This window comes from Candidatus Nitrosocosmicus sp. T, from assembly GCF_054408485.1.
The window spans coordinates 228,695-252,093 of the sequence record NZ_CP166992.1; the positions used below are offsets into that span (position 1 = coordinate 228,695).

General features: G+C 33.2%; 24 protein-coding genes. 11 read left to right on the forward strand and 13 right to left on the reverse strand.

The window, feature by feature from the left end; genetic code table 11:
- Positions 1-86: 86 nt before the first annotated feature.
- The gene (locus tag AB0A59_RS01205) at positions 87-314 is read right to left on the reverse strand and encodes a heavy-metal-associated domain-containing protein (RefSeq protein ID WP_458745739.1); all 228 of its coding nucleotides are present in this window, start codon (positions 312-314) and stop codon (positions 87-89) included.
- A gap of 1,545 nt (positions 315-1,859) precedes the next feature.
- Positions 1,860-2,285 carry a hypothetical protein gene (locus AB0A59_RS01210; RefSeq protein WP_458745741.1) on the reverse strand — a complete coding sequence of 142 codons (426 nt, stop codon included), beginning with the start codon at positions 2,283-2,285 and terminating at the stop codon, positions 1,860-1,862.
- A gap of 282 nt (positions 2,286-2,567) precedes the next feature.
- Between AB0A59_RS01210 and AB0A59_RS01215 the strand changes: the two genes are divergently transcribed.
- Entirely contained in the window at positions 2,568-3,002 is a 435-nt protein-coding gene (locus AB0A59_RS01215) for a hypothetical protein (RefSeq protein WP_458745743.1), read from the forward strand.
- A 547-nt stretch (positions 3,003-3,549) separates the two neighbouring features.
- Here AB0A59_RS01215 and AB0A59_RS01220 read toward each other — a convergent pair.
- From AB0A59_RS01220 to mpgS, 3 genes are all read right to left on the reverse strand, one after another.
- Positions 3,550-4,425, reverse strand: a complete 876-nt coding sequence (locus AB0A59_RS01220) for a GtrA family protein (protein ID WP_458745744.1) — start codon at positions 4,423-4,425, stop codon at positions 3,550-3,552.
- 22 nt (positions 4,426-4,447) lie between these two features.
- A complete protein-coding gene (locus AB0A59_RS01225; RefSeq protein ID WP_458745746.1) occupies positions 4,448-4,777 on the reverse strand; it encodes a glycosyltransferase in 330 nt (109 codons plus the stop codon).
- 405 nt (positions 4,778-5,182) lie between these two features.
- Complete coding sequence (gene mpgS / locus AB0A59_RS01230; protein WP_458745748.1) at positions 5,183-6,403, reverse strand: mannosyl-3-phosphoglycerate synthase; 1,221 nt, start codon at positions 6,401-6,403, stop codon at positions 5,183-5,185.
- A gap of 637 nt (positions 6,404-7,040) precedes the next feature.
- On the opposite strand from mpgS, the gene AB0A59_RS01235 reads away from it, so the two are divergent.
- The 3 genes from AB0A59_RS01235 to AB0A59_RS01245 all read left to right on the forward strand — a co-directional run bounded on the left by AB0A59_RS01235 (position 7,041) and on the right by AB0A59_RS01245 (position 10,742).
- The gene (locus tag AB0A59_RS01235) at positions 7,041-8,036 is read left to right on the forward strand and encodes a Kelch repeat-containing protein (RefSeq protein WP_458745750.1); all 996 of its coding nucleotides are present in this window, start codon (positions 7,041-7,043) and stop codon (positions 8,034-8,036) included.
- A 375-nt stretch (positions 8,037-8,411) separates the two neighbouring features.
- Positions 8,412-10,151 (forward strand): PQQ-dependent sugar dehydrogenase, encoded by a 1,740-nt coding sequence (locus AB0A59_RS01240; protein WP_458745752.1) that lies wholly within the window; start codon positions 8,412-8,414, stop codon positions 10,149-10,151.
- A 213-nt stretch (positions 10,152-10,364) separates the two neighbouring features.
- On the forward strand, positions 10,365-10,742 hold the full coding sequence (locus tag AB0A59_RS01245) for a VOC family protein (RefSeq protein WP_458745754.1): 378 nt from the start codon (positions 10,365-10,367) through the stop codon (positions 10,740-10,742).
- 350 nt (positions 10,743-11,092) lie between these two features.
- Here AB0A59_RS01245 and AB0A59_RS01250 read toward each other — a convergent pair whose 3' ends face one another.
- Positions 11,093-11,431 carry a hypothetical protein gene (locus AB0A59_RS01250; protein ID WP_458745756.1) on the reverse strand — a complete coding sequence of 113 codons (339 nt, stop codon included), beginning with the start codon at positions 11,429-11,431 and terminating at the stop codon, positions 11,093-11,095.
- 297 nt (positions 11,432-11,728) lie between these two features.
- On the opposite strand from AB0A59_RS01250, the gene AB0A59_RS01255 reads away from it, so the two are divergent.
- The 5 genes from AB0A59_RS01255 to AB0A59_RS01275 all read left to right on the forward strand — a co-directional run bounded on the left by AB0A59_RS01255 (position 11,729) and on the right by AB0A59_RS01275 (position 15,029).
- On the forward strand, positions 11,729-11,917 hold the full coding sequence (locus tag AB0A59_RS01255) for a hypothetical protein (protein ID WP_458745758.1): 189 nt from the start codon (positions 11,729-11,731) through the stop codon (positions 11,915-11,917).
- A gap of 9 nt (positions 11,918-11,926) precedes the next feature.
- On the forward strand, positions 11,927-12,070 hold the full coding sequence (locus tag AB0A59_RS01260) for a hypothetical protein (protein WP_458745759.1): 144 nt from the start codon (positions 11,927-11,929) through the stop codon (positions 12,068-12,070).
- A 932-nt stretch (positions 12,071-13,002) separates the two neighbouring features.
- The gene (locus tag AB0A59_RS01265; RefSeq protein WP_458745761.1) at positions 13,003-13,362 is read left to right on the forward strand and encodes a hypothetical protein; all 360 of its coding nucleotides are present in this window, start codon (positions 13,003-13,005) and stop codon (positions 13,360-13,362) included.
- A 378-nt stretch (positions 13,363-13,740) separates the two neighbouring features.
- Positions 13,741-14,322: an Ntn hydrolase family protein gene (locus tag AB0A59_RS01270; RefSeq protein WP_458745763.1), complete on the forward strand. Its 582-nt coding sequence runs from the start codon at positions 13,741-13,743 to the stop codon at positions 14,320-14,322.
- Between the two features lie 20 nt (positions 14,323-14,342).
- A complete protein-coding gene (locus tag AB0A59_RS01275; RefSeq protein ID WP_458745765.1) occupies positions 14,343-15,029 on the forward strand; it encodes an Ntn hydrolase family protein in 687 nt (228 codons plus the stop codon).
- A gap of 254 nt (positions 15,030-15,283) precedes the next feature.
- On the opposite strand, the gene AB0A59_RS01280 is transcribed toward AB0A59_RS01275, so the two are convergent.
- The 3 genes from AB0A59_RS01280 to AB0A59_RS01290 form a co-directional block, all read right to left on the reverse strand.
- Positions 15,284-16,144, reverse strand: coding sequence for a MarR family transcriptional regulator (locus AB0A59_RS01280; RefSeq protein WP_458745767.1), 861 nt, complete (start codon positions 16,142-16,144; stop codon positions 15,284-15,286).
- Positions 16,145-16,497: 353 nt separating this feature from the next.
- Positions 16,498-17,313: an ABC transporter permease gene (locus AB0A59_RS01285; protein ID WP_458745768.1), complete on the reverse strand. Its 816-nt coding sequence runs from the start codon at positions 17,311-17,313 to the stop codon at positions 16,498-16,500.
- Positions 17,310-18,356 carry an ATP-binding cassette domain-containing protein gene (locus AB0A59_RS01290; RefSeq protein ID WP_458745770.1) on the reverse strand — a complete coding sequence of 349 codons (1,047 nt, stop codon included), beginning with the start codon at positions 18,354-18,356 and terminating at the stop codon, positions 17,310-17,312. Before AB0A59_RS01290 ends, AB0A59_RS01285 begins: the two co-directional genes overlap by 4 nt.
- 753 nt (positions 18,357-19,109) lie before the next feature.
- Between AB0A59_RS01290 and AB0A59_RS01295 the strand changes: the two genes are divergently transcribed.
- The gene (locus tag AB0A59_RS01295; RefSeq protein ID WP_458745771.1) at positions 19,110-19,625 is read left to right on the forward strand and encodes a hypothetical protein; all 516 of its coding nucleotides are present in this window, start codon (positions 19,110-19,112) and stop codon (positions 19,623-19,625) included.
- A gap of 406 nt (positions 19,626-20,031) precedes the next feature.
- On the opposite strand, the gene AB0A59_RS01300 is transcribed toward AB0A59_RS01295, so the two are convergent.
- Complete coding sequence (locus tag AB0A59_RS01300; protein ID WP_458745773.1) at positions 20,032-20,475, reverse strand: SRPBCC family protein; 444 nt, start codon at positions 20,473-20,475, stop codon at positions 20,032-20,034.
- A gap of 52 nt (positions 20,476-20,527) precedes the next feature.
- Here AB0A59_RS01300 and AB0A59_RS01305 point away from each other — a divergent pair, with 52 nt between their 5' ends.
- Complete coding sequence (locus tag AB0A59_RS01305) at positions 20,528-20,848, forward strand: ArsR/SmtB family transcription factor (protein WP_458745775.1); 321 nt, start codon at positions 20,528-20,530, stop codon at positions 20,846-20,848.
- A gap of 255 nt (positions 20,849-21,103) precedes the next feature.
- Here the strand turns inward: AB0A59_RS01305 and AB0A59_RS01310 are convergent, their stop codons facing one another.
- The 3 genes from AB0A59_RS01310 to AB0A59_RS01320 all read right to left on the reverse strand — a co-directional run bounded on the left by AB0A59_RS01310 (position 21,104) and on the right by AB0A59_RS01320 (position 23,399).
- Positions 21,104-22,174 (reverse strand): hypothetical protein, encoded by a 1,071-nt coding sequence (locus AB0A59_RS01310; protein ID WP_458745777.1) that lies wholly within the window; start codon positions 22,172-22,174, stop codon positions 21,104-21,106.
- Between the two features lie 334 nt (positions 22,175-22,508).
- Positions 22,509-22,820: a hypothetical protein gene (locus AB0A59_RS01315; RefSeq protein WP_458745779.1), complete on the reverse strand. Its 312-nt coding sequence runs from the start codon at positions 22,818-22,820 to the stop codon at positions 22,509-22,511.
- 417 nt (positions 22,821-23,237) lie between these two features.
- Complete coding sequence (locus AB0A59_RS01320; protein WP_458745781.1) at positions 23,238-23,399, reverse strand: hypothetical protein; 162 nt, start codon at positions 23,397-23,399, stop codon at positions 23,238-23,240.

Sequence of the window (23,399 nt, forward strand, 5' to 3'; positions counted from 1 at the left end):
ACTATAAGTTATTGCCATATTGAAATTATAATTATCCCAGATAAAACCAAATGTAATGTTGCTTACAAAAACACAAACTCCAATCATTAACGAGGGACTCTAACGAATTTGTAACCTGAATTTTCTAAACTTTCTTTTATTTCTTTAATATTTGTTAAAGTGGGATCAAATTCAATAACCACACTATCTGTCATATAGTTTATATCAATTTTTTTAATTCCAATATTGTTTTTTAGTTGTTTTTCTACAATGGGTTTGCAGGTTGTACAATACATTCCGACAACTTTAAGATGAGTCTTTTCATAAGATGGCAATATCCGTTATATCACCCTCTTAGTTTAATATTTTAATTTCATATTTCAAAATAGAGAAAAGAGTATCTAGAATCTATAGATTTATCGTTAAGTTAACAGCACCAACTACTAGGTTGTAAGACTCCGTCCATCTAGATATTAAAATTAATTGTATAGCCTACTACCTGCTACTATCTGTATCACAAATCCAACTATCAAAAGGATTGCACCTAGACGTGCCAATTGTGTTTCTAATATTCTGTGTTTTATTTCATGTTCACTGTGTTTTGAGATTTGCTCAATGGTTTCTGTGGACCTAAATATTTTACCATACTACATCATTAATGCGGCAACTACGTCGATTACTAATCCAATTACAATTACAATATCTAGCATCCTATAACTAATTCAAAATGGGTTTTATTAATAATCAGATACTTATTCTCTGTCGCGGTTGCTCTCTTTCAGTCGACATTATCTATCTAGCATCCTAATTTGTTCATTTTATATCTAAAATTTTCTAGTTCATTTATCTTTATATCGTATCTAAAAAAACAATTCGTTTTTGAAAAAATAATTTTACTTCTGAATACTCTTATTTTCTTACTGCAATAAGCTATAGTCATCAAACAATAAGTTGATACAACCCACGTCCTAAAGACAAAGATTCGAGTCTCCCAACTACGTGTGGTATTGGCTTAAATTGTTTTTATGTCTCACCTCAAAAGTCAATGCGATAGGATGTTGTTTTAATAGTTTAATTCTATTTCATGCCTAGAAGAATTGAAAATGAGGTATCACTTTAAAAACCATATTAAAATTTTATGATACTTCTCATCTCTTGATCATTATAGAAAATTGTAAATATTTCCTTTTACAATATATTGTACAGGTGATGATGTGCAATGGATACTTCCAACACACAAAGTCATGTGTTTGAATCCATCCTTTTTAGAGACCGTCTCATTGTGAAAGATCCCTTTTTTCACAAAGGATCAACATGGTAACCAGGAAGACCATCAGACCATTGGCTTGCACTCAATGGTCTTCCTGTATTCTTGATCCAAATACAAATACAGTTATAGGGAAAAATTTTTTGTGACTAATTGCGGATAAGTCAAATTGCATAATATCAATAATTATGAGGTTCAGAAAGTAATTATACTCTCAAATTAAATGAATAAAACAGATTCTTATTTGCAGTATGTTCAATATCTTTTAATCATTTCCTCTCTATACTGCTTTCTCATTCCAAAACCTCTGAATGATCGTGTTCTTAATTTATAGTTACAACAAGGACAATAAGTTTCGTCCCATTTTATAAAAATCTCACAGACACTACATCTTTTCTGTCCTTCCTTATATCTAGAGGGCATAATATGATTTCTTTTTGCTTTGAATCTTTCGCATATACCATTGCAACTCATAATGATTCATTCATCCACCAAAATCTAAAAATTGAGAAATAAATATTTTTTTCTCATGTTTAGATAGTAGGTAAAATAAAAAAGGTTTTAATCTTTGCATATTAACTAAATCTTTTCTTGCCAAAGAGCAATCTCATTTTCATTTCTGATATGAGATGATGCTACCTTTTTTTCCTGCATGTCTTGGACGAGATAGCCACATTCTAATAGTCATGAAAGCTAAAATACTCACCATGACAGATATCCCAATGGCCATCAGAATTTCATATGTTGAAAAGTTCTGTAAGCCCAGAACACCGTGTCCATATGCTCCAGGGGACAGCGCTGCTTCAACTTTGGAACGTGCTACCTCTAGTGATTGATACCATAAATCAGTTGTTGTTGTTTGTAATTGTACTTGCTGCGCATAAGCTCCAACACTTCTGTTAGGTATTGAGGTTAGAGGAAGCAATCCTAGTACGGCGATCAAGCCTACTGACAATAGTTTAGGTAGCGATTTTACTCTCTGTATTATTTGGTCTTGACCCATAGTGATGATTTTAGTTACAAACTCTTTTGTGTTCATAATGTAATCACCGAAATTATTGTTCATATTTAGAAATTTAAATTTTACTTTATGTAATAGATTTAACATTATGTTAGAAAAAAATTCAAGCGCCGAACTTCGATTTATTTTATTTTCCTAATTCATTTTTAAATTGAGAAAATATGGGAAGATCAGTTCAGTATTTCAATAATTCATAATCACAGAAATATATAATAGGCAAAATATAATATTCAAAATTTGTTATTCTCCAAATGGAGAATTTACCATTGGATTAAATATATAATTCTTGATACTTTTAGAGTGTTTACATACATTCAACAAAAAAAAATAATTTTGATTGTTATTGTAGCTGCAATAACTTCATTAACATATGATACAACATTTACAGTATCATTTGCACAGGTAAATAATACTGCAAATAATACCTCATCAGATAATGAACAAAGCACTCAAGACTATATTTCGAATATTAGATTATTACTCAATCAAACAATAGATGCTTATTCCGCAAACGATACTGAAAAGGCTAAAGAACTAGCAACGACTGCTTATCTAGATAATTTTGAACATATAGAGGATCCCATTGGTGAAGAATTATCAGAAGAAGGAGAAGAGCTATTAAGAGAACAATTAGGTGCACAGATAGACAGCAATGCATCAATAGAAGAGATCAAACAGACCATCAATGCAACAAACAATGTATTAGATGAGGCAGAAGAATCCATAACATCTTAATTTTTTATTTAACTCAGATTCAGTAACCTATTCCTTTTTAGTAAAGAATAGTGAATCGAAAGGGGTTTGATTTACGGAATTATTTTGTTATTCTTTAGGTCTATATTCGTTTAATAAAATCATCAAAGTTTTTTTTGGCCAACCTGAAAGTCAAGTAGTACGTATGGTGTGAATGTGTTATTAAAGAATTGAGTGAGCATTTAAAAAATACAAACATGAAAATAACTGCAAAAAAACAAAATAACAAAAAATATGGTGCGAATATGGCTAGAAGTTTGAAAATATCAGACTAAATCATACCGTCACATTCTCCAATATCATACATAATTAATCAAAGAAACAATAGAATCAATACATCGCTATTGAACTATACTCTAGGGATTAAAATCCCATCGTACCTGTTTTAATTATTTATTGTCTGATGTTCTCTAAGCTGATCGATTATATGATGAGATAATTTGAAGTCCAATATTCAATTTATTCAAAACCCTAACATAGTATACATGTCATTAGACTAAAACTAAAATGAATTTAGTTGAAACATTTGTTATCCCCATATTTTTTCCTTGAATGTCCATTTTTTATTAAACAAGAAGTTGCTAACTGATGCTATTGTAACTCCTAGTAAGAGTGAAACATCATATGAAACGCCTGATTCTCTGAGTATATATATTGACAAGAACTGTATGAGGATTCCTAATGAGCTACACCCAATGAACATTCCATATTGTCTAATAAATCGTGTCAAATTGACATTTTTATCTTCAAATGTCCAGAATTTATTTAATAAGAAATTTGTAGTTACAGATACGGCAATCCCTACTGCGGTAGCTTGCAAATATCCAAAGCTTCCTAGGATTCCATTTGATAAAAGAATTGATACCAGATAATTCAAAACAAAGCCGCTAGCTCCTACTGTATAGAACCTGGCCGCTTTTGAAATAAATCGAACTGAACTCCTCTTTTCTAATTGAGTGTTTTGTTGCTTTGATTTTCTTCCATATCGATAGAGTTTCCAAACTGCCTTAATATAATCAAAAATTATTTGAAAGTTAAGTTTGCTCTGTCCGTATTTTCGATCCCTAAAAGTATAGGGTATTTCTTTTACCTTGATACCGTTTTTCTTCTTTATTAAAATTTCTAGTAGTATTTTAAATCCGTCAGTATTAAATTCCATGCCGTGAAGTGTATGCTTTGGAAAAGCAAAAAATCCTGACATCGGATCGTAAACATTTTTTAAACATAATCCATGTCTCGCAATAAAATTTGCTCCTACGCTAAGCAAAAATCTCTTAAAGGGCATCCCATTGATAGCTCCGCCTGTGATATACCTAGAACCAATAATAATGCAATTGGGTTCCTTCTTTAATTCTGATATCATTCTATTTATTACCTCTGGAGGATGTGAAAAATCAGCGTCCATGATTAGGACGTTTTGTCCCTTACTAGTACCTGATTCCGTTCATAACGGCCGGAATCAAGCCAGTCTTTTCCTTTCTATGAATTATCTTTATTGAGATGTTTAGATTTGGTTGGTCTACATCCAAGCCCATTTTCTCCTCAATATATTTTTCAACCATAAGGCCGGTTCCATCAGGAGAGTTATCGTCCACTATTATAATTTCAGCATCCGTTCCAGCAGGTATGTTAGATTGAATTTGATTAAGTAAATCTGTAATATTCTTTGATTCGTTAAAAGTTGGTATAATGATGGATACAAATTTTTTATATTCTGTAGCTTTTTGTATGGTATCATTTACATTTAACATCGTCATTGCGTATCCATCATCTCACACACCTTAATTTATTAAAATAGTATATAATACATGCGTTTGTTTTCTAATATTATTTATAAGATGGCCGTATTTTGATGGGGAATCAGTATAGTTATTTATTTTTATCTCTGTGATGATATCAGATTTGCGATCGATTACCTTTTTATAATTACAAAAATCTTGCCCCATTTTACTAATTTATCCTGTTGATGGGTGATTTTTATGATTTATTGAAGAAGAATTTAGATAAAACATATCAGTTTAATTTCAAAATCCGACAATTCTATGAAAAAAATAAGTAGTTATTCTGAATTTGCAACTATTCTATAGAGATTACCGTGGATATGAGAGAGAACGTGAAGATATCCATCTGATCCTTCAATTGCCTCACAAAACTGAATTATCCTATTTTTCATGCATGTTAAATTGCTGTAACAACCTGGGACTATCAACCACAAGATCATGAAATTTATCTATCTCAATAGTTTTAATCGGATCCATCAAGACCAGTTGATTATTTGATTTGGTATTAGTATCAAGACTTTCTTTTTGCTGTAACATGAGTAAATGATTTTTAATATCTGTTGTAATTTCAGTATTACAAATCTTACTATTGTTAATTACATTCAGGGACTCCTCAAGCATTCCTTGAATATGTTCATTTCCTTTATCTTCATGAAAATGTGGATTCCTTGTTTCTACTTGATATATTTCTACATTATTCTGTCCAATGTCTGATAATTCATTGGATATAATACCTCCAAATTTTTCTAAAATATTTATTAGTTCATATGGTTCTACGGAATATCCGCTAGAGAAATTTAAGTTTTCGGCAAGCGACATTGAAAGTGAATGTTCTCCAGCGTTTCCAGTAGTAATGATATCTCTCTCATATCCTGTAATATATGAGATCAAGTCATTTAGATATTTGTTACTGTATTCAGATATTCTTCCCCATTTCGGGAAATATACTTTGTTGTTAACTATTTTTGGCTTGGAGTTCCAACATATTCTGACATTACAAAAAGGAGATTTCGACATGGCAAAACCCGATGCAAAAATCTTAATATATTCATTTATGGCTCCCGGAAAATAATTATCGCTATCAACAAATCCTACATAATCTTTCTTACACATCTTTGATAACAAAATTCCAATTATCATCCCCTCAGCTTTGCCTTGTCTAACTTGGTTATTATGATCCAAAATTGATGTATAGTTTACTTTATGAAAAATTCTACTGAGGTTAGGATCCGTTTGATGTATTGTGATGATCCTTTTATTTGAAAACAAAGAATATTGTTTAACCATTTCTACTTCCATAGCATATCTATCAAAGGGATTTCGTCGACTATTTGATACTATAATTATCAAACATTCGTTTGGAATACCGCTTAAAACACCTTCCAAAAGACTTAATTTTTCATCCTTAACTGGAATCACTACTGCCATGTGCTTGAATATCTTTGATAATGTGTTATTATCAAATGCCATGGTCGTACTGTTAAAGTTCTGCAAAGTGGTACCATGAGTGTGCCCAGAATCTATTTCGTATACTTTTTGAAGTGAGTGAATCTTCACAGATCCTATGGTTTCTGTATATTTTGGTGGAAAATCTAACCTCATCTGTCCTAATGCGTATGTACATGATTATTTAATAATATGATATATCTATATATTCATTAGCCGTTTCTTTGGAGTATAAGTATTTAACTTTTGCCATTGAAATGATCTTTTCAAAATGATTTAGGTTTTATCTAGTCTATTGATCTATTGATCCAGTCTGTTCGATTAATCCTAATCCTGATTTTAATCTCGGTGAGAATTCTGATCTAACAATTATCACTAAATAAAGTTCTCTTTTCTTGATCGATTTTTATATATTTTGCATCACGGTTTTAATATATTATCTGAAATCTTATCAAGATTATTAACGTTATTCAAAAGTGATATTAGATAATTGACTGTATCATTAGAAAAACTACATTAGATGTTTTGGAGTGTTACAATATTTCCCTACTGAGCAAATTCAAAATTTAGACCATGAAAATGTATCGCTACATCTTCTTGTTTAGTTTCGGTTATCATGGAAATAGTTGAGAAAATTGAAATAGATTATATTTTTGTTCTTGAAGTTAATGAATACTGTTGAATTGATCCATCGATTTCTAAGTTTCTTTGCGCTTCTGATTCTCAAGAATATGATGTTATCATATTTGAGGATTGCCATCAATCTTATATTTATTATGATTAGATTATAAATATGAAAAATTTTCTTTCCCCTATAATATTTTCTGTTTATATCTTGTTGATCTTTTCCTCCGTAGTTTTCTTGTTTTATGTGTCCCATCTCTCCTTTGCAACACAGAATCCATCTGGCGCAGATATTTGGATGGAGGGTGCGGATATGCCAAATGCGAGAACTGAGGTTACTGCAGCCAATTTGGATACGGAAGTATATATAATAGGCGGTTTTACTTCAGACGGTAAAATTACAGATATCATAGAGATGTACAATTCCACTGATAATACCTGGACTCAAAACATCAAGTCGCTTCCTTTGCCTCTTCACCATGCTACAGCAGATGTTTATGGCGATCAAATTTATGTGATCGGAGGATATACCGGCGATTGGATCCCTAGTAACAACCTATTCATTTATGATCCAGATACCAATAATTGGACCTTGGGTGCCCCTATGTCTACGCCACGAGGGTCACCAAATGCAAATTTCGTTAATGGAATATTGTATGTAATTGGTGGAGATAGTTACGATCATTCTCATGTAGTTGTAGAAGGGTATGATCCGAATACCAATGAATGGGTGACCCTATCTTCCATGCCTACAGCTAGACATCATGCTGCTTCTGCAGTAGTTGATGGTAATATTTATGTGATGGGGGGTAGACTTAGTGGTTCTCTAGTAAACGTAGATGTAAACGAGAAATATGATACTGTTTTAGATCAGTGGATTACAGATCTTGAACCAATGCCGTCAAAAAGAAGTGGTATTGCAGCCACCGCAGTAAATGGATCCATTTATGTATTGGGTGGAGAACAAAACCAAGGAACGTTTGATAAAAATGAACGTTATGATCCGGATACTGATACTTGGAGTAAAGAACTTCCTATGCCAACCGCTCGACATGGGTTGGGCGTCGCCTCATATGATGACAGGATATTTGCTATAGGAGGAGGTCCACATACTGGATTGACTGTTTCAGATCAAAATGAGATCTATTATTTGAATCAAGACTGAATCTAGTTGATTGAAACCTTTCAAATAGTTGTATCAAAGTTAGCCATAGAAACCTATTTTGGTGAATGGATTACTAATAGCAAAAATTAAAAGAGGGTATAACTATAAGGGTAAGAAATAAACGGTTTTTTACTCATTGCTATGTGTTGGATAGACCATACATTCATAACTAAACACTATGGATTTAACTGCTAATCCCTTTTATCCTTGAGGTTTCAGCAATACTCATGGTTATGATATTGGTATTTTTATGATTATCCTTGAAATAACTCTATAGCCATAAACAACAATGTGATGCATTCTTACGAAACCTTAATTAATTTAAAATATTTCTCTATATTCATAGACTAACTTATGTTTAATGGACTAAAACTATTGATTTGCTTTTTCGCTATATCTATGATTTTACTTTCTACCGTAACTTCTTCCTATATTCAGGTTTCTTATGGAGCTTATGCTAAGGCGCCTCTGTCCCCTAGTGGACCCACAGTCAACGATGATACCCTGACGGTTGAAAAAGTAACTGATGGATTGGACTTTCCTACCAGTATGGCGTTTTTGGGTCCTAACGATATTCTAGTCACTGAGAAAGCTACAGGTAAGGTGATGCGAGTTGTAAATGGTTTTGTGATGCCTCAACCTGTACTTGATGTACCTGTAGCAACTGCAATAGAACGCGGCTTGTTAGGAATTGCCATTTCAAAACAACCTGATGGAAAAACTTATGTTTTCCTATCTTATACTGAATCAGGCAATGGTGTAGATAAAAGTGATGTTGATGCGCTTATTGATCCATTAGGAAATAGACTATATCGCTATGAATTTGTTGATGGTAGATTGATAAATCCTGTCCTTCTATTTGATTTAACTGCTATTCCGCCCAATGGTAGGGGCGAGCATAATGGCGGTAAAATTCGAATTGGTCCAGATAACAATGTCTACTATATGGTAGGAGAAGTAGGGGGTCATAGAACCCAGGCCCAAAATATATTTGATGGGCCCGCCCCGAATGGTCTTGGAGGCGTACTTCGAATTACTCAAGAGGGTGGCATTGTGGATCCTGGCGATCCAATATTTGGTGCAGGGTTGCCACTTAACGTCTATTATGCCATGGGTATTCGAAATAGTTTTGGTATGGATTTTGACCCATTGACAGGGAATTTATGGGATACCGAGAATGGACCAGTAGCGGGCGACGAAATAAATCTTGTTTTTCCTGGATTTAATAGTGGTTGGTTTCAAGTCCAAGGCTTTGTAGATGAGGACATACTAGAACATGCTACCACAGAAGCAGATTTGGTATATTTTGGAAAAAGCCAATATGCCGATCCAAAGTTTGTGTGGACGCTGCCTGTCGGTGTAACAGCCCTTAAATTTTTAAATTCATTTAAACTTGGAGATCAATTTGCAAATAATATGTTTGTAGGTGATATCAACAATGGTTTATTATATAGATTTACTTTGAATGAGGAACGTGATTCTATATTTATAAATGATACTTATGTTGGTAATGTAGAATTATTAGAAGATAATGAAATAGACGATCCTAAAGAGAATCAACCTTTAGTCTTTGGGCAAGGTTTCGGGGGAATAACTGATATTCAGGTGGGTCCAGATGGTTACTTGTATATATTAAGCTACACTGGGTCAATTTATCGAATATTGCCCATAGCTGATAGCATTATTCCAAGCTCCCCTCCAAGCTCCCCTCCAAGCTCCCCTCTGAACTCTACTGCTCGAAATGGCACTATAACATCTCAGTCCGTTCCTGCAGTTATTCTGGGAATAGATGGTAGTGATTCCTATTCACCAAATCCACTTGAAATTGATATAGGTCAAACAGTAACATGGTACAACGGAGATACAGTATCTCATACAGTAACCTCCGGACAGGATGGTAACTTAGATGAAGGGACTTTATTTGATTCTGATGCTATAATTCCAAATCAATCCTACAGTTTGAAATTTATTGAGGCTGGTGAATTTGATTACTATTGCATTTATCATCCAACTATGGTTGGCGAAGTATTGGTGAATCAGCCCGGTACTTTTTCACCTGCGTCAGAAGATTCCTCAGATGAAGAGTCAGATGAAGAGTCAGAAGAAGGAAGTTGAAAATATGGATCTCCTTTGATTTCTCACCTGACTCTTTCTCATTGAAATAACTAACTATACTTTCAGTCCCATACTCATTTTTATAACATGTAGAGTATACTCACCTATGAAACAATTGATTCATGATCAAAAACAATTACTACCCGACTTTCTTTTAAGCCTGTATTTTTATAGGAATGTTGACATGTCTAATTCATAATGGGGTAAATTATTGTGTTAAGTAATAATAATGCGTTAGCAAATATAGCTGTAAAGAATCTAGAAATTTCTAGAAAGTTTTATGAGAATATTTTGGGATTAGAGAAAATAGACTCTGTCGGAGATGAAGTAGTAGTGTATAAGTGTGGTAACACTACCGTAATAGTATATCAATCACAGTACGCTGGAACTAATAAAGCCACTAGCGCCACTTGGGTAGTAGGTGAAGATATAGAGATCCTGGTAAAGGAACTTAAATCTAAAGGCATACAGTTTGAACATTATAATATGCCTAATACAACACTAAAAGATGATATTCATTTTGATGGTGATATGAAAGTTGCATGGTTTAAAGATCCCGATGGTAATATCCTAAATATCGTTAACATGTGACCTAATGGCTCTAATTATCAAGCAAATATACTCCCCTTTTTTAGTTCTCAGTCATAAAGAATTCCATTTATAATACAATGAAAGCAAAAGGAAAACAATATGATATATTACTTATTGTTAAATAGATAATAATCTTGTGGTACTATTATTTCTTAAAGTTAACATTCTGCTATTGCAATAGACGATTCTAACACTTCTTTTCTGATCCTTGTGATGTGCTAAATAAAATCATCATGTCATTCAGTCACTTACTAAGTGAATGACATGGTAACGAGTTCTTTATCTTTGGTTGTTGTTTTCAATATGTTATTACGAATATTTTTGTAAACCGACACTCAATATTGTGCTATCTAGTTATTTGAATTGGTATTTGAGTTTGGGGCAATGTCATTGCTGTCATCAACATTGGTGTTGCTATCATCAGCATTATCACTGGAAGCTGAGCTAGTGTCTGCCTCTGGGTCATAAATTGGTCTAAAACAGTCTCTTATTTCGCTTTCAGATGCATATCCTTTGTCGCCTTCTGATTGAGCTAGACAACTAACAAATTCTTCATAATTGTTTGTTCCTGTTTCATCATCTTCACCATTGGATTGGGCAAATGTGGCACTACTTGTTATACCAGATGCAGCAAATAATGATGCTATCGCTATGACCATGGTAACAGTTACTTTTTTATTAATATTCATTAAATTTAGATTATTAACATCCTATAAAAGCGGGGGCTTATCTTTCTACTCTTACGGATTTATCCCATATTTTTCTATACAAATATTTATTTTGGAATTTTTATCATCAATAGTTGGACAAAATATGGCTTTATCAATAATTGCCTGATATTTGCATGTTTAGAAGGTCAAAATTCGTCAGATGATATCTATTTTGTTGTTGCGAAATAAGAGTAGGAATAATTCCAATCTTGTTGTTTGGACAAACCTCATTTGTTATACATGTTGTCTAATCAATTCTGCAATTTGTATCTGCTATTGGATACAAACACCCAAATCTGCCAAATCGGACCGGACGGCTGCACCTGCATACCATCGGGATATACACAATCGCGGAGTGAAGGAGACTCAAAAGCCACAATGGCAGAAGTAGCCGTCTGTTGGCTCCAAAAGAGCGGGTCGGCAGGTCCTCACTCAAGGACATTGCTTATTGTAAAGTCATGGTGATCAACCAGTTTGATAGAAATTACAAAGGTAAACTTTCTAGAACAAGACCCGGAATTTTATTCATTACCTTCAGCTTTGGTGTTGGTACCAGATTTCGACTCTGCTTTGCCTTCGCAATCTAGTTATATTAGAGAAATAAGGTCTTACAGGTAGAATTTGTAAGACCTTAATGGAAGTAATTGACTATGGACGACTGTAACAAAATATACTTTGAACGTATTAAAAAAGTTTTTGATATTTAATTTTTGATGAAATATTATAATGGATTATCTTTTACCCGACCTTACTTTAGGAAGAGTAATAAAATGTGAGGTCAAGATTGGTCCACACTTGGAATTTAAGACAAATGACTAAAAAAATATGCAATGACCTTTCTATATGTCATTCTATGTGACAAATTTACAAGTTAATGTATGTTATCAATACGACCGGAAGGTTACAGTCCTGTCTCCTGTACTCTTCTAACTTAACAAATCGACAAGTAGGGGTTTCAAAGCCAAAGATGTTGAAGGATCACGCAACACGCCATCTAAATAAAAATAAATAGTTTGCCATATTTAGTTGCAACTTATTTTTCAGGACAAATTTCGTCAAATCTTTATAAAGATATTCATACATACATAGAATATAATTGGTTAATTATAGGTAGTTTTGTGTCTCAAGAGACACACCTTTATTTCTTTAAAAAAATGTTTAGACACCTAATCAGACAATGTTAATTCATTGCTAATAGTATATACCCATTTAGAGTTTTAAACTTAGAGGCCTAACCGAGGGAGGATGTCTAACAATTGAGTATGTTGATTTTAAGGATTTTATAATACTATTAATCATGATGCTATTTGGTGAAAAACGAACCTTAGAATGTTTAACTTTTAAAAATTCCGTGTCTATTTATATAACCTTTTTACAAATATAGAATCATTTGAATTATTATATACATATATCTATTTGATACAATAATCGTAATTTTCTTTAAATACGACCCATATAATATTTAAATTAAAATGAAGAAAATTATCTTCCTGAATTCAGCAATCATATCTGTGCTTTTTATAACTTTTGGCATATCTTTTGGAGGATGGATGTTAAACAATGAAGCCTCTGCTCAAACTAATAATCAAGAAAATAGCCAGGTACTTGCTCAATTGATCGAAAATTTAACCCAAGCCCAAAATACTGTATCTAGTGATAATTCAACAGTCTCAACCACTCAATTAACTGCAATAATAGGGGAGCTTTCTGATATTCTAGGTAAAATTACAACAGATAACAACGGTCAATATTTAGATGAACACACTCACTTCTTTACTCACAAAGATCATACCCATACCGTGACCCATACTCATCCTCATCATTCAGATCATCATAGTCACCACCAGAGTTGGACCGAAAAACATCATATCTTTGATCCCAGTAATTGTAAACCAGGTAGAATGTGTTAAATATCCTACCTACCCTATTACCTTAACTTTTTTTCACTGTTCTGAAATATTTATTATTTGAAGGTTTTCGTTATATTTAGTAGTGGTATTGGTATCTTATCTGATAACTTCTACGCTTTGTGTTCCTTAGTCTATCATAAAAAGATATTTTTGTTTGTTGATAGTTGAGTCTGATAGATAAATTACTGAATCCTAGTTAAAGGCTTTAACATTTATTGATAAACTTTATTGATCATCTTCTGGATATGTGGCGTGAGATAAACCCTAATTTCTTTCTCAGGTTTTAAGCAAGTCTTTACAATAAATAAACTAAAAATGTGACTAATATGAACTAAACTTGGTCAATAAATTCGACCATAATCTATAATATTATAATAAATGACTACTATAATAGGAATTAAAACAACCGAAGGAGTAGTACTTGCGTCCGATAAACGAGCCAGCAAGGGCTTCTTTATAGGATCTAAAATAGTACAAAAAATTTCCAAAATAGATAATACACTCGCAATTGCTATTGCAGGACAACTATCTGATGCGGAACATTTAATCAAAGTTACCGCAGCTGAGAGAAAATTGATAGAACTACGAAGAGGATTTCCATTAAGTGTAAAGGAATCCTCGAGACTAATCGCAAATCTAGCCTACTCGGGTATGAAGAACTACCAACCATATTATGTAGAGTTACTAGTGGCAGGAGTAGATGCTAGCGGATCGCATGTAAATGTTGCCGATATGAGTGGTGCGATTACAAATGAAGATTATGCTGCATCAGGTTCGGGAGCACCCATAGCTTATGGAGTGCTTGAAAGTCTTTACCGTCTTGATATTACAAACGACGAAGCGAAGGAAATTGCTAAAAAAGCCGTCTCAGCGGCAATGGAGCGGGATCCAGGTTCTGGCAATGGAATTGATGTTTTAGTCATACCTAAATTGGTAACAGCCGATCAGGTTATAATATGAGGATAGGAGAATAACACAAAATGTCTGAAGATAATAATTCTATAGGTTCTCCTTATAGTTTTGGAAACAACAGTAGATATCCATCCTACTATGGACAAGGTGGTCGGCTGGTATTAGTAGATAATGCTTTAGAAGCGGTAAATAAGGGTTCAACAACTATTGGATTAAAAACACCGGAATTTGCTTTAATTTCAAGTCATATAAAGCCTACTTTGCCGTTAGTCGATCCAAATGAAAAAATATTTGTCATTGATAATCACATTGGAGCAACGGGAGCAGGATATATAGCAGATATAGAACATCTAATCGAAGAAATAAGGTTACAAGCACAGAAACATCACATTTCATACGATAGCGCTATAGATATAAGATCCATCACAAAACATCTAAGTACTTATTTACACAATTACACTATTTATGCTGTAAGACCTCAAGCGGCCTCAATAATCATTGCTGGAGTAGATGAAAATGGCATACATTTGTATCGGGTTGACCCCAGTGGAACTTATTTAAAGGGAGGTGGGTTTGCGATAGGTTACTCCTCCGATTTGGCATTAGATGTCCTTCACAAAGGGTATGACACAAATATGAACATTGAACAGGCATTGAAATTGTCAAATGAGGCGATAGAAAAAGCAATTGGAGAAAAACCGGTGGTTGAGTCGGGGATAGTTACGTTAAAAGGATTTACAAAAATAAGCACGTAACTCTAACATGCTGAGATAACAACTTATCATTAAACTTATCATAGTGTGGTGTGACAACAATAATTCACAAGCACAACAACTTTTTTACTATTTTATTCTAAATATTATAGTTCCATATATGCGCGGAAAAATAGATTGATAGATTGATAGATTGATAGATTGATAGATTGATAGATTGATAGATATCCTGCATCTTACCATATTTTTAATTCCCTGTTTAGGTGAAATCATGATAGAATAAGTTTAACATTCTATCATTTATTCCGATTGTGCGAAAATTTTATATCCGTATAAATAGGGGTGAATTCCTTTTCTGGTATGGATTCTTCATGTAAGTTCTCCTGCAGAACTTTTATTATCTCCTCAATTATCCTGTTTGAGTAATACATAGCTTCAACTTTCTCATTATCCGAAACGGCATCGGACTCTACAATAACATATTCTGATAAAATACTAACATTAATCTGAAATATTTTATTGTTACTGTATCTATCTACCACTATCCATTGAAGTCTAAATCCTGTTTCCTTTGTTATCAGGCCAAACCATCTTAAATTACCGAACCATTTCCCGGTTAAATGATCCACTATGGCTTCCATGTTACCCTTTACAGGCATGTAGATCTGGACTAACTGCTTGTATTTTCTAATTTTTTTTGATTTAATTATTTCTGGCTCTTCATTTAAAAGATTATCATCCAATATTGGATTCAAGTTATAGGCATTTCTTTCAACTAACTTGTATCCTGATGATGTTTTTTCAATTAGGTTCAAGTCCAAAAGCCTTTTTAAAGCCCTTGACAGACTTTGTTGGTGAATTTCAAGCTTTCTCTCGAGAGCTTTAAATGAATATGTTGACCACATTTCTTTACGCAGCAATAAAAGAATTTTCTTATCGTTGTTATGAACATCATTGATAGCTATCGTAAGCTTATCATTATCTACGGGATAGCCCGTATTCTGATTTGAATATATTGAAAAGTAATTATCATATATTTTTGAATTAGTTGTCTGATCTTGAATCTTCTGATCTATGTGGAGAAGTTCCATAGAGCCCTGAATATTATTGCAGTTACTAGTTTCACATTGTGGTAACAATAGCGTTGTTATTTGCAATTTAGATTCAATCCATTACTTAGATGGGTAGATAATTTTATGAGAGTTGATGCAGAAATTTTCCCAGACATAAGTTTTATTTCATTAATGGATAATTCTTTCCTCAATTCCATGCATAACATATTGGTTGATCCGCTTAAATACTTATTTCATAGACTATCATCATATTTGTTATATACCTCATTATAGAGTCTGATAAGGTTGATTTTATCTATTTATGATAGTCAAGATAAATCTATGGATTCTATTAATATATAATTGGATTTTTTATGAGTTGAGTTTACTTATCTTAGTTTTTTTTATGATTGTTATTTAGCTCAAATTTTTGGATTACTTTGTAATATGATTTCTTTTTATCTTAACGTCTGACGCTTAAACAACCATGTTGCCACAGGCATTGCAATCACGATTATACCCGTACACCAGACAAACGCAAGCCATCCCGAATCACCTATTGGTGTCCCAACTAACCAAGAACGAATTGCTTCTATCACATGTGTAAGAGGCTGATTTTCAGCAAAGAATCTTAACGGACCTGGCATGGTATCGGTAGGTACGAAAGCACTACTCACAAAGGTAAGTGGAAAAATAACGATAAAACCAGTCCACTGGGCAGCTTCGATACTCTTTACGATTAGGCCCATAATGGCTGATATCCAAGAGATAGCTAAAGAAAAAAGGATGGCTATACCAAATATCGATATCCAATCAGTAACGCTAGCCACTGGATGAAATCCTACCAGAAAACTAACCCCAATCACAATTAGACCTGAAATCATGTTTCTGACCAGATCCGCTCCGACATGACCTATTAGTAAAGCAGATCGTGATATGGGAAGGGATCGGAACCTATTAACTATGCCTCTTTGAAGATCGATGGCTAAATTCATAGTTGTATAGTTCGCACCAAAAGCAAGCATTTGGACAAAGATACCTGCAACCAAAAAGTTGACATAGCTCATATCACCCGTATCTATGGCACCTCCAAATACGTACCGAAACAACAAGAAAAACATGATGGGAAATAGAGCGACTGAAAAGAGTTGATCTAAATTCCTTGTAATATGTTTGATGCTTCGCTGTGCCAGTACAAAAGAATCACTGATCATCCAATAGAATCTTGAGCGATTTTCTGGTTTGATATTGGTTCTAAAGGATGGTCTGGTCATTGCTTAAAGACCTCTTTTTCCCTTTCTTCTATATTTGAATGCTCTGTTGAATGACCAGTAAGAATGAGGAAAACATCATCTAGAGTAGGACCATGAAAAGATACATTTTCTACCTCTATATTTTCTTCCTCTAGTTGACTAAGAACCTGTCTTAGTTGATGGACTCCACCTGTAGTGACGAAACTTATGGTACGCATCTTGTTATCTGCGTGAAATTTTCCTACCTGGATAATTTCTTTAGCTTTTTCAAAATAGCCGGTATTGATAAAGGTTATCTCTAATCGTTCGGAACCCACCTGTTGTTTTAGTTCGTCTGAAGTGCCCTCGGCTATAATTTTGCCACCGTTAAGAACCACGATTCTACTTGCCAAATGATCAGCTTCGTCCATATCTTGAGTGGTTAGAAGTATTGTTGTACCACTTTCAGCTAACTGTTTAATAGTGTCCCACATAATTAACCGACTTCTTGGATCGAGGCCTGTAGTAGGTTCATCTAAAAAAATAATCGGTGGAGACGCAATCAAACTAACAGCAAGGTCTAAACGACGGCGCATGCCACCCGAATAAGTCTTGACCGCCCGATTAGCTGCATCCACCAGATCAAATAACTCAAGTAATTCTTCTGTCCGTTGTTTGATGTCTTGGCGACTTAAACGATATAAACGACCTATCATTTGCAGATTTTCCCTTCCTGTTAGGTATTCATCTAAAGCTGCATATTGACCAGTCAAGCCAATTAAACCACGTACTTTGTCTACTTCCTTAACCACGTCAAAACCGCTAATCCGAGCAATGCCCTTATCAGGCAAAAGTAATGTACTCAAAATATGTATTGTTGTTGTTTTTCCAGCTCCATTTGGTCCCAGTAAAGCAAGAATAGTGCCTTTTTTAATATTAAAGTCAATCCCGTCTAGCACAGTCAGATTTTTAAAGGATTTTCTTAATCCTTTGACTGACACAATGTTTTCATTCAAATAAATACTATCGGTTGAGATGTTAAAATTTTTTTTTGCATTGTAATTATCATCTTTAATTGTAGACATTTATTGATAGCCCTTAATTAGCAAACGTGCAATCTTTTAAGCACATATTAAACCTCTTTAAAGATATCCCGATCAAATTCCATATATGTATAATAGAGAATCGATAGGGTGAATTCGTAAAGTGAGATGAATCCATTGTACTCACATTATATTGTGATGCAAATATCATAATATGTTTGTTACTACATGACAAATCGATCGAATTATGAAAGCGATCCGAAGTTTCTTGAGTCATTCGATCTGTTGGTAATATCATCGTATTAATCAAATCTGGAACAATCGAATATACTTTGTGATTAACTTCCCTCATTTTTATAATACGGAAAATATAGTATAAAAATGAATAAGGTACAAAAAGTATAGTGAAAACTATTGGCAATGGATCGTGGTTTGGTTTGTACTTTTATTCTCTTGATCCTTTTGTGCTTACTAATGAGATTGGCAGAATCACTCTAGATAAATAGATGAATGGATTAAACAAAGTACATCATTCAATCACTTGACTTGTTTTTATTCATAAGTTTCATCATGCCATAATATTTTTCAATGTATTGACATACAGAAAACCTTGACATTGAAGAAGGGCTTTTAGTAATTGTAGATCCAATTGCTGACCTATTGGGTAGAAAATTTTTTTTGATTACGATAGTATTATTTAATATCTAATTTTGATAATCATAATACTAATATGTAGTAACTAGGTAGATAAGAAAGTAGACAAGAAATTTATATTAGTAGGTACTAATATTAAAAATGGATTTTGATAAGAATTTTATTGCAACAAAACATAAAAGAAGAATTATTTTTTCGTTTAGTTCTACTATTTTCTTAGTAGCAGGAATATTTGTCTTGGCTACCATTGCTTCTTCTGTTACATACGGACAGTTGGGCGATAATAAAACCGGTGTATTCAATCATACTCAGACCGATTCTTCAGGAAACATAACCTGGCTGAATTCAGGTAACTGGTCATTGACGGGAATAAATTCCTCATCTCCCGGCTTTACTGCCATTATAGATATGGTCAAACCAAATGGAAGTGCAGGACACGAACATGAGATAGGTGATTTCAAATTAGTAGGATCACCAGTTATTGAAAACCAAACGATTCATCTTAACGGCACCTCAACTATAACCATGAGGGATGGTCCAGTTACAAATGAACCAACAATAATTGCTCTCTCACAGGAAAAAATTGACATTTACTTTGACCCTGAGAATATAAACAATCATTTTGAGAATCAGTCTATCTCAGGAATAGGGAATTGATTACATCGAATTTTCAATAATTAAAAAACCATATTTCTACTTTTATCGATACTACAAAGATCATAATACTTTCTATAATCACAATTTTTATGATGACTGGAATCTATCTTCTGAATCCTTCTCGCTATTGGGATATTATTTACTTTTATTAATGAAGCTGATAATTACGCTAGCATTGGTAATATGTATGTTAGTCGAGTTAAAATGAGGTCAAGGTTCTGTTCTTATAAAACTAACGACTGTTTTATGAGTATAATTGTCTTTGTATCAAATAAATACCGATAAGCTTGGCATTTTACTAGTGTTCAAATTAAGGATATCTGATTTATATCACTTGTAATTTTTTTGTTTTTGGCCTAAATCAGAAGAATAGGAAGTACTACTTTTTATGGAAACTCAATAAATGTTAATAAAAAAATTCTCTTAAATTCTTATTATATTCTAGATATACCTTTAAGCAGCAAATCATCTGAGTCCAACCTTGGCAGTTACTATATGATTCATCTAGCGAGGGCTGGTCTTCACTTATCCATCCTGACTCTGAAATCTTTACTAACGTAATACCATCTCCAAGACGTTCAAAGTCCATCTTAACTGTTAAGCGATTAGATTCTACCGCACTGGCCCATTCAAAAACGATTTTCTGGTTTTTGATTGTCTGTTTTACGTATACTGAAAAAGCACCAGGATAGTCATGAAAATCCCACATAACCTCTTTTCCTTCCTCGAGTGGTCCACTTGCACCACCTGTGGTAAAATATTTGCTTAGTTTCTTTGGATTATAGACTGCGTCAAATACCTCTTCTACAGGCTTTTTTATCTTGGCTTGTACACTAAATTTTAAATCCACGGTTATACACCTTTATAAGGTTTATTAGTGGTATATGTTATATAAAGGTAACATGTATTCTGAGAGTGAGTATGATTGTATACTTAAGGCACTTGGTCACACTGGTAGACGTAAAATTCTCGATTTAATCAAGGGTAAACCACACACCACCATGGAATTGTGTCTAATCTTAAAAGAAATGGACCGATGTACGGTAATGCAACATTTGAATGTCTTAGAAAAGGCTGATTTGATCATAGTTAAGCATATTGGAAAATACCGATGGAACTACATCAATCTTCTACCTATCAAAGAATTACATGCCCGTTGGATAACCAAATTTTCCGTGGATGCGATAGACTTGCTTGCAAAGTTGAAACAAGATATGGGATGAGATCGACGAATACGGAAAGTGGAATATCTGCTCAAGAGATGTTTTGGATTATTAACATGTCTTCGTTAAATGCTAAACATACTTTTGAATAGCAATTATATTTAATAGAGATATCGGATCAGATCAAAATGGAACTTCTGATGAGAAACAGTATATTTTTCTAATTGTTGCTAAATTAATTTCCATATCGAAAAATCTTGCTAAAATCATTTAGATTAAGAGTTAAGTAAAAAATAAAATCTTACTGTATGATTATTATGCATTTGAAAGAATCTGCAAGTCAAAAGCCCCTATCAAATTAGGATGAATCTGTGTATGAACAATCATCATTATGTCCATTGGGGAAACTTTGTATTCTATCGCGTTTTCAAGTTGTATAATACCGCTTTCAAGATTAGTACCGTAAAAAGCAGTCCCATTTTGGGATAAGGTGGGTTTGAGTTCTTTATTAAATATATACGATAATTTTTCAGCCATGCCATTTGCACTTTGATAATTTGCCATATTTACAATATGTTTATTTGTACTCATTTTGGTATCTGAATCCTTCATTGATGATGACATATTCATAATACTCATATTCATATCGCTACTGTTATTAGAATCATAACTATTACTATTCTTAATTGCAGATTGTTGGTTCATGTTTCCCATTTTTTCCATATTTATCATATCAGTCATATCAAAGTCAACACCATAAGCATCGCCATAATTTCTTAGTACGTTGTCTACCCCTTCGGCAAATCTCATTGGATGAATTGATCCATTGCTGTTATCGTTTTTTTGGCTAAATATATTTGATATGAACGTTGTAACTTGATTTAGAAGGTTAGAATCTTCTGATTGTTTTTGTGTTTCAGTTATGGCTATGATTTTGTCTACATTTGTATTGATACTCGCAATTAATTGATTTGATTGTTCTATTCTTTGTTTTTCACCTTGAACTGCTAGGGGGGTATCTGGAAATGACGCCGTCAGATTGCGTAAATTTTCTACTGCTGTTTTAAGATCATCTCCAATTTTTTTATCATGCTTTACTATTTCTACCAGCAAGTCCCAGTAAAAAATACTAACAGCTTCATCTGCATGTTTTTGAGCTAAGGTAATGTTATGATTTAGAAGATTTGACTGGACAAGATTCGATTCTATCTGAAATTGATCTAAGGATGCTACAAAGGAAGCATAATTATTGGGAGGAAAATTATGGCCGTACACATTTGGGAAAAAAGTAGAATCATGAATAATATTTGTATTATTGTGGGTGATTATGCTAAATAAAATACCTAATATTAATAGAACATAGTGATGGGTATTTTTCTGCTTCACAATAGTAAAATTATGTTTAATTGTTATAATAATACTTCGCTTAACTGCAATTGATAATCTATGATTTTATGACACATCGATATATTGTTTCATAAATGCTTTAATGAATCTCTATTAAACTAATATGTCAAAAGATGTTAAGATGAGTTTATTTTAACGGTGATTTAATTAGTTACTGTTATCCTACGATAACTCAAAGGATACTCATAACAATTATTGTACACCAAAATACAATGTCGTTTTTCTTATAATTCGATCTTGTAATGAAATTTCTACAAAAAATTAAATCAGTTTATTTCTAGGTTCCACATCGTATAATTATAAGGAAGCAGAGTTATATGTGTAGAAAGGAAACATCATGCCCTAATTGCTTTGTGGACATAGATTTTAACTCGGGACAACTATTGAGTATCATATCTAATTTTTGTAATTCCTCTTGTGATCGATTTGATATGGTCCCATTTTCATAAGATGTACGAAAATTTTCTTTATTTCCTTCCAGTGCATACAAATTGTTTATTATTTCACTGGCTTTTTGTTTACATTGTTCTTCAAAAGCGGATGGAGCAAGCAATCCTACTACTGCTATAGTTATGATGATTATTGGTATAGATAAAACTATGATGATCTTTATACTCTTTTCCATAGTATATTGGATTAGTCCAATGGTGTTGTAATAAAGATATCATTACGATCTCATTTATTGAGCTGAATTTGGATCTCACATTCCTTCTACTTTAGTGAGCTACTGATTGTCCTTTTCTTTTTTATTGCTTTCAATCTAATATTTTGTCTCTCATTGTCAGATGTATTGACTTTTCTAATTTCAATTTTATGAACATATTAGACTTTTTTAGACCCGTAGCAATATATCGTGGTGGTATATTAATGAATATAAGGTGTTGTTTATCGCTGTCACTATGTATAACACAATGAGCTCAAGTATTCTTGCATGATGATACTTAAAATTAGTTATATTATTATGGAAAGATGTGAGAATTAAGATAAAAACGACGATTAAGTCGAATGTGTCGCGAATTATGTTTTGCCGATGTCAAAAATATTATGGATTATCATAGCATATTGCATAAGCCTGGACAGTTAATGCTGAATCCGAATTTGAACTACTGGTAATTGTGGTTGTAAATGTGCTAAAAGAATCCGGGATTGCAGAGAAAGAAATTGCATTTGCATCGGTAATATCATAAATGGATCCGCCTCCCAA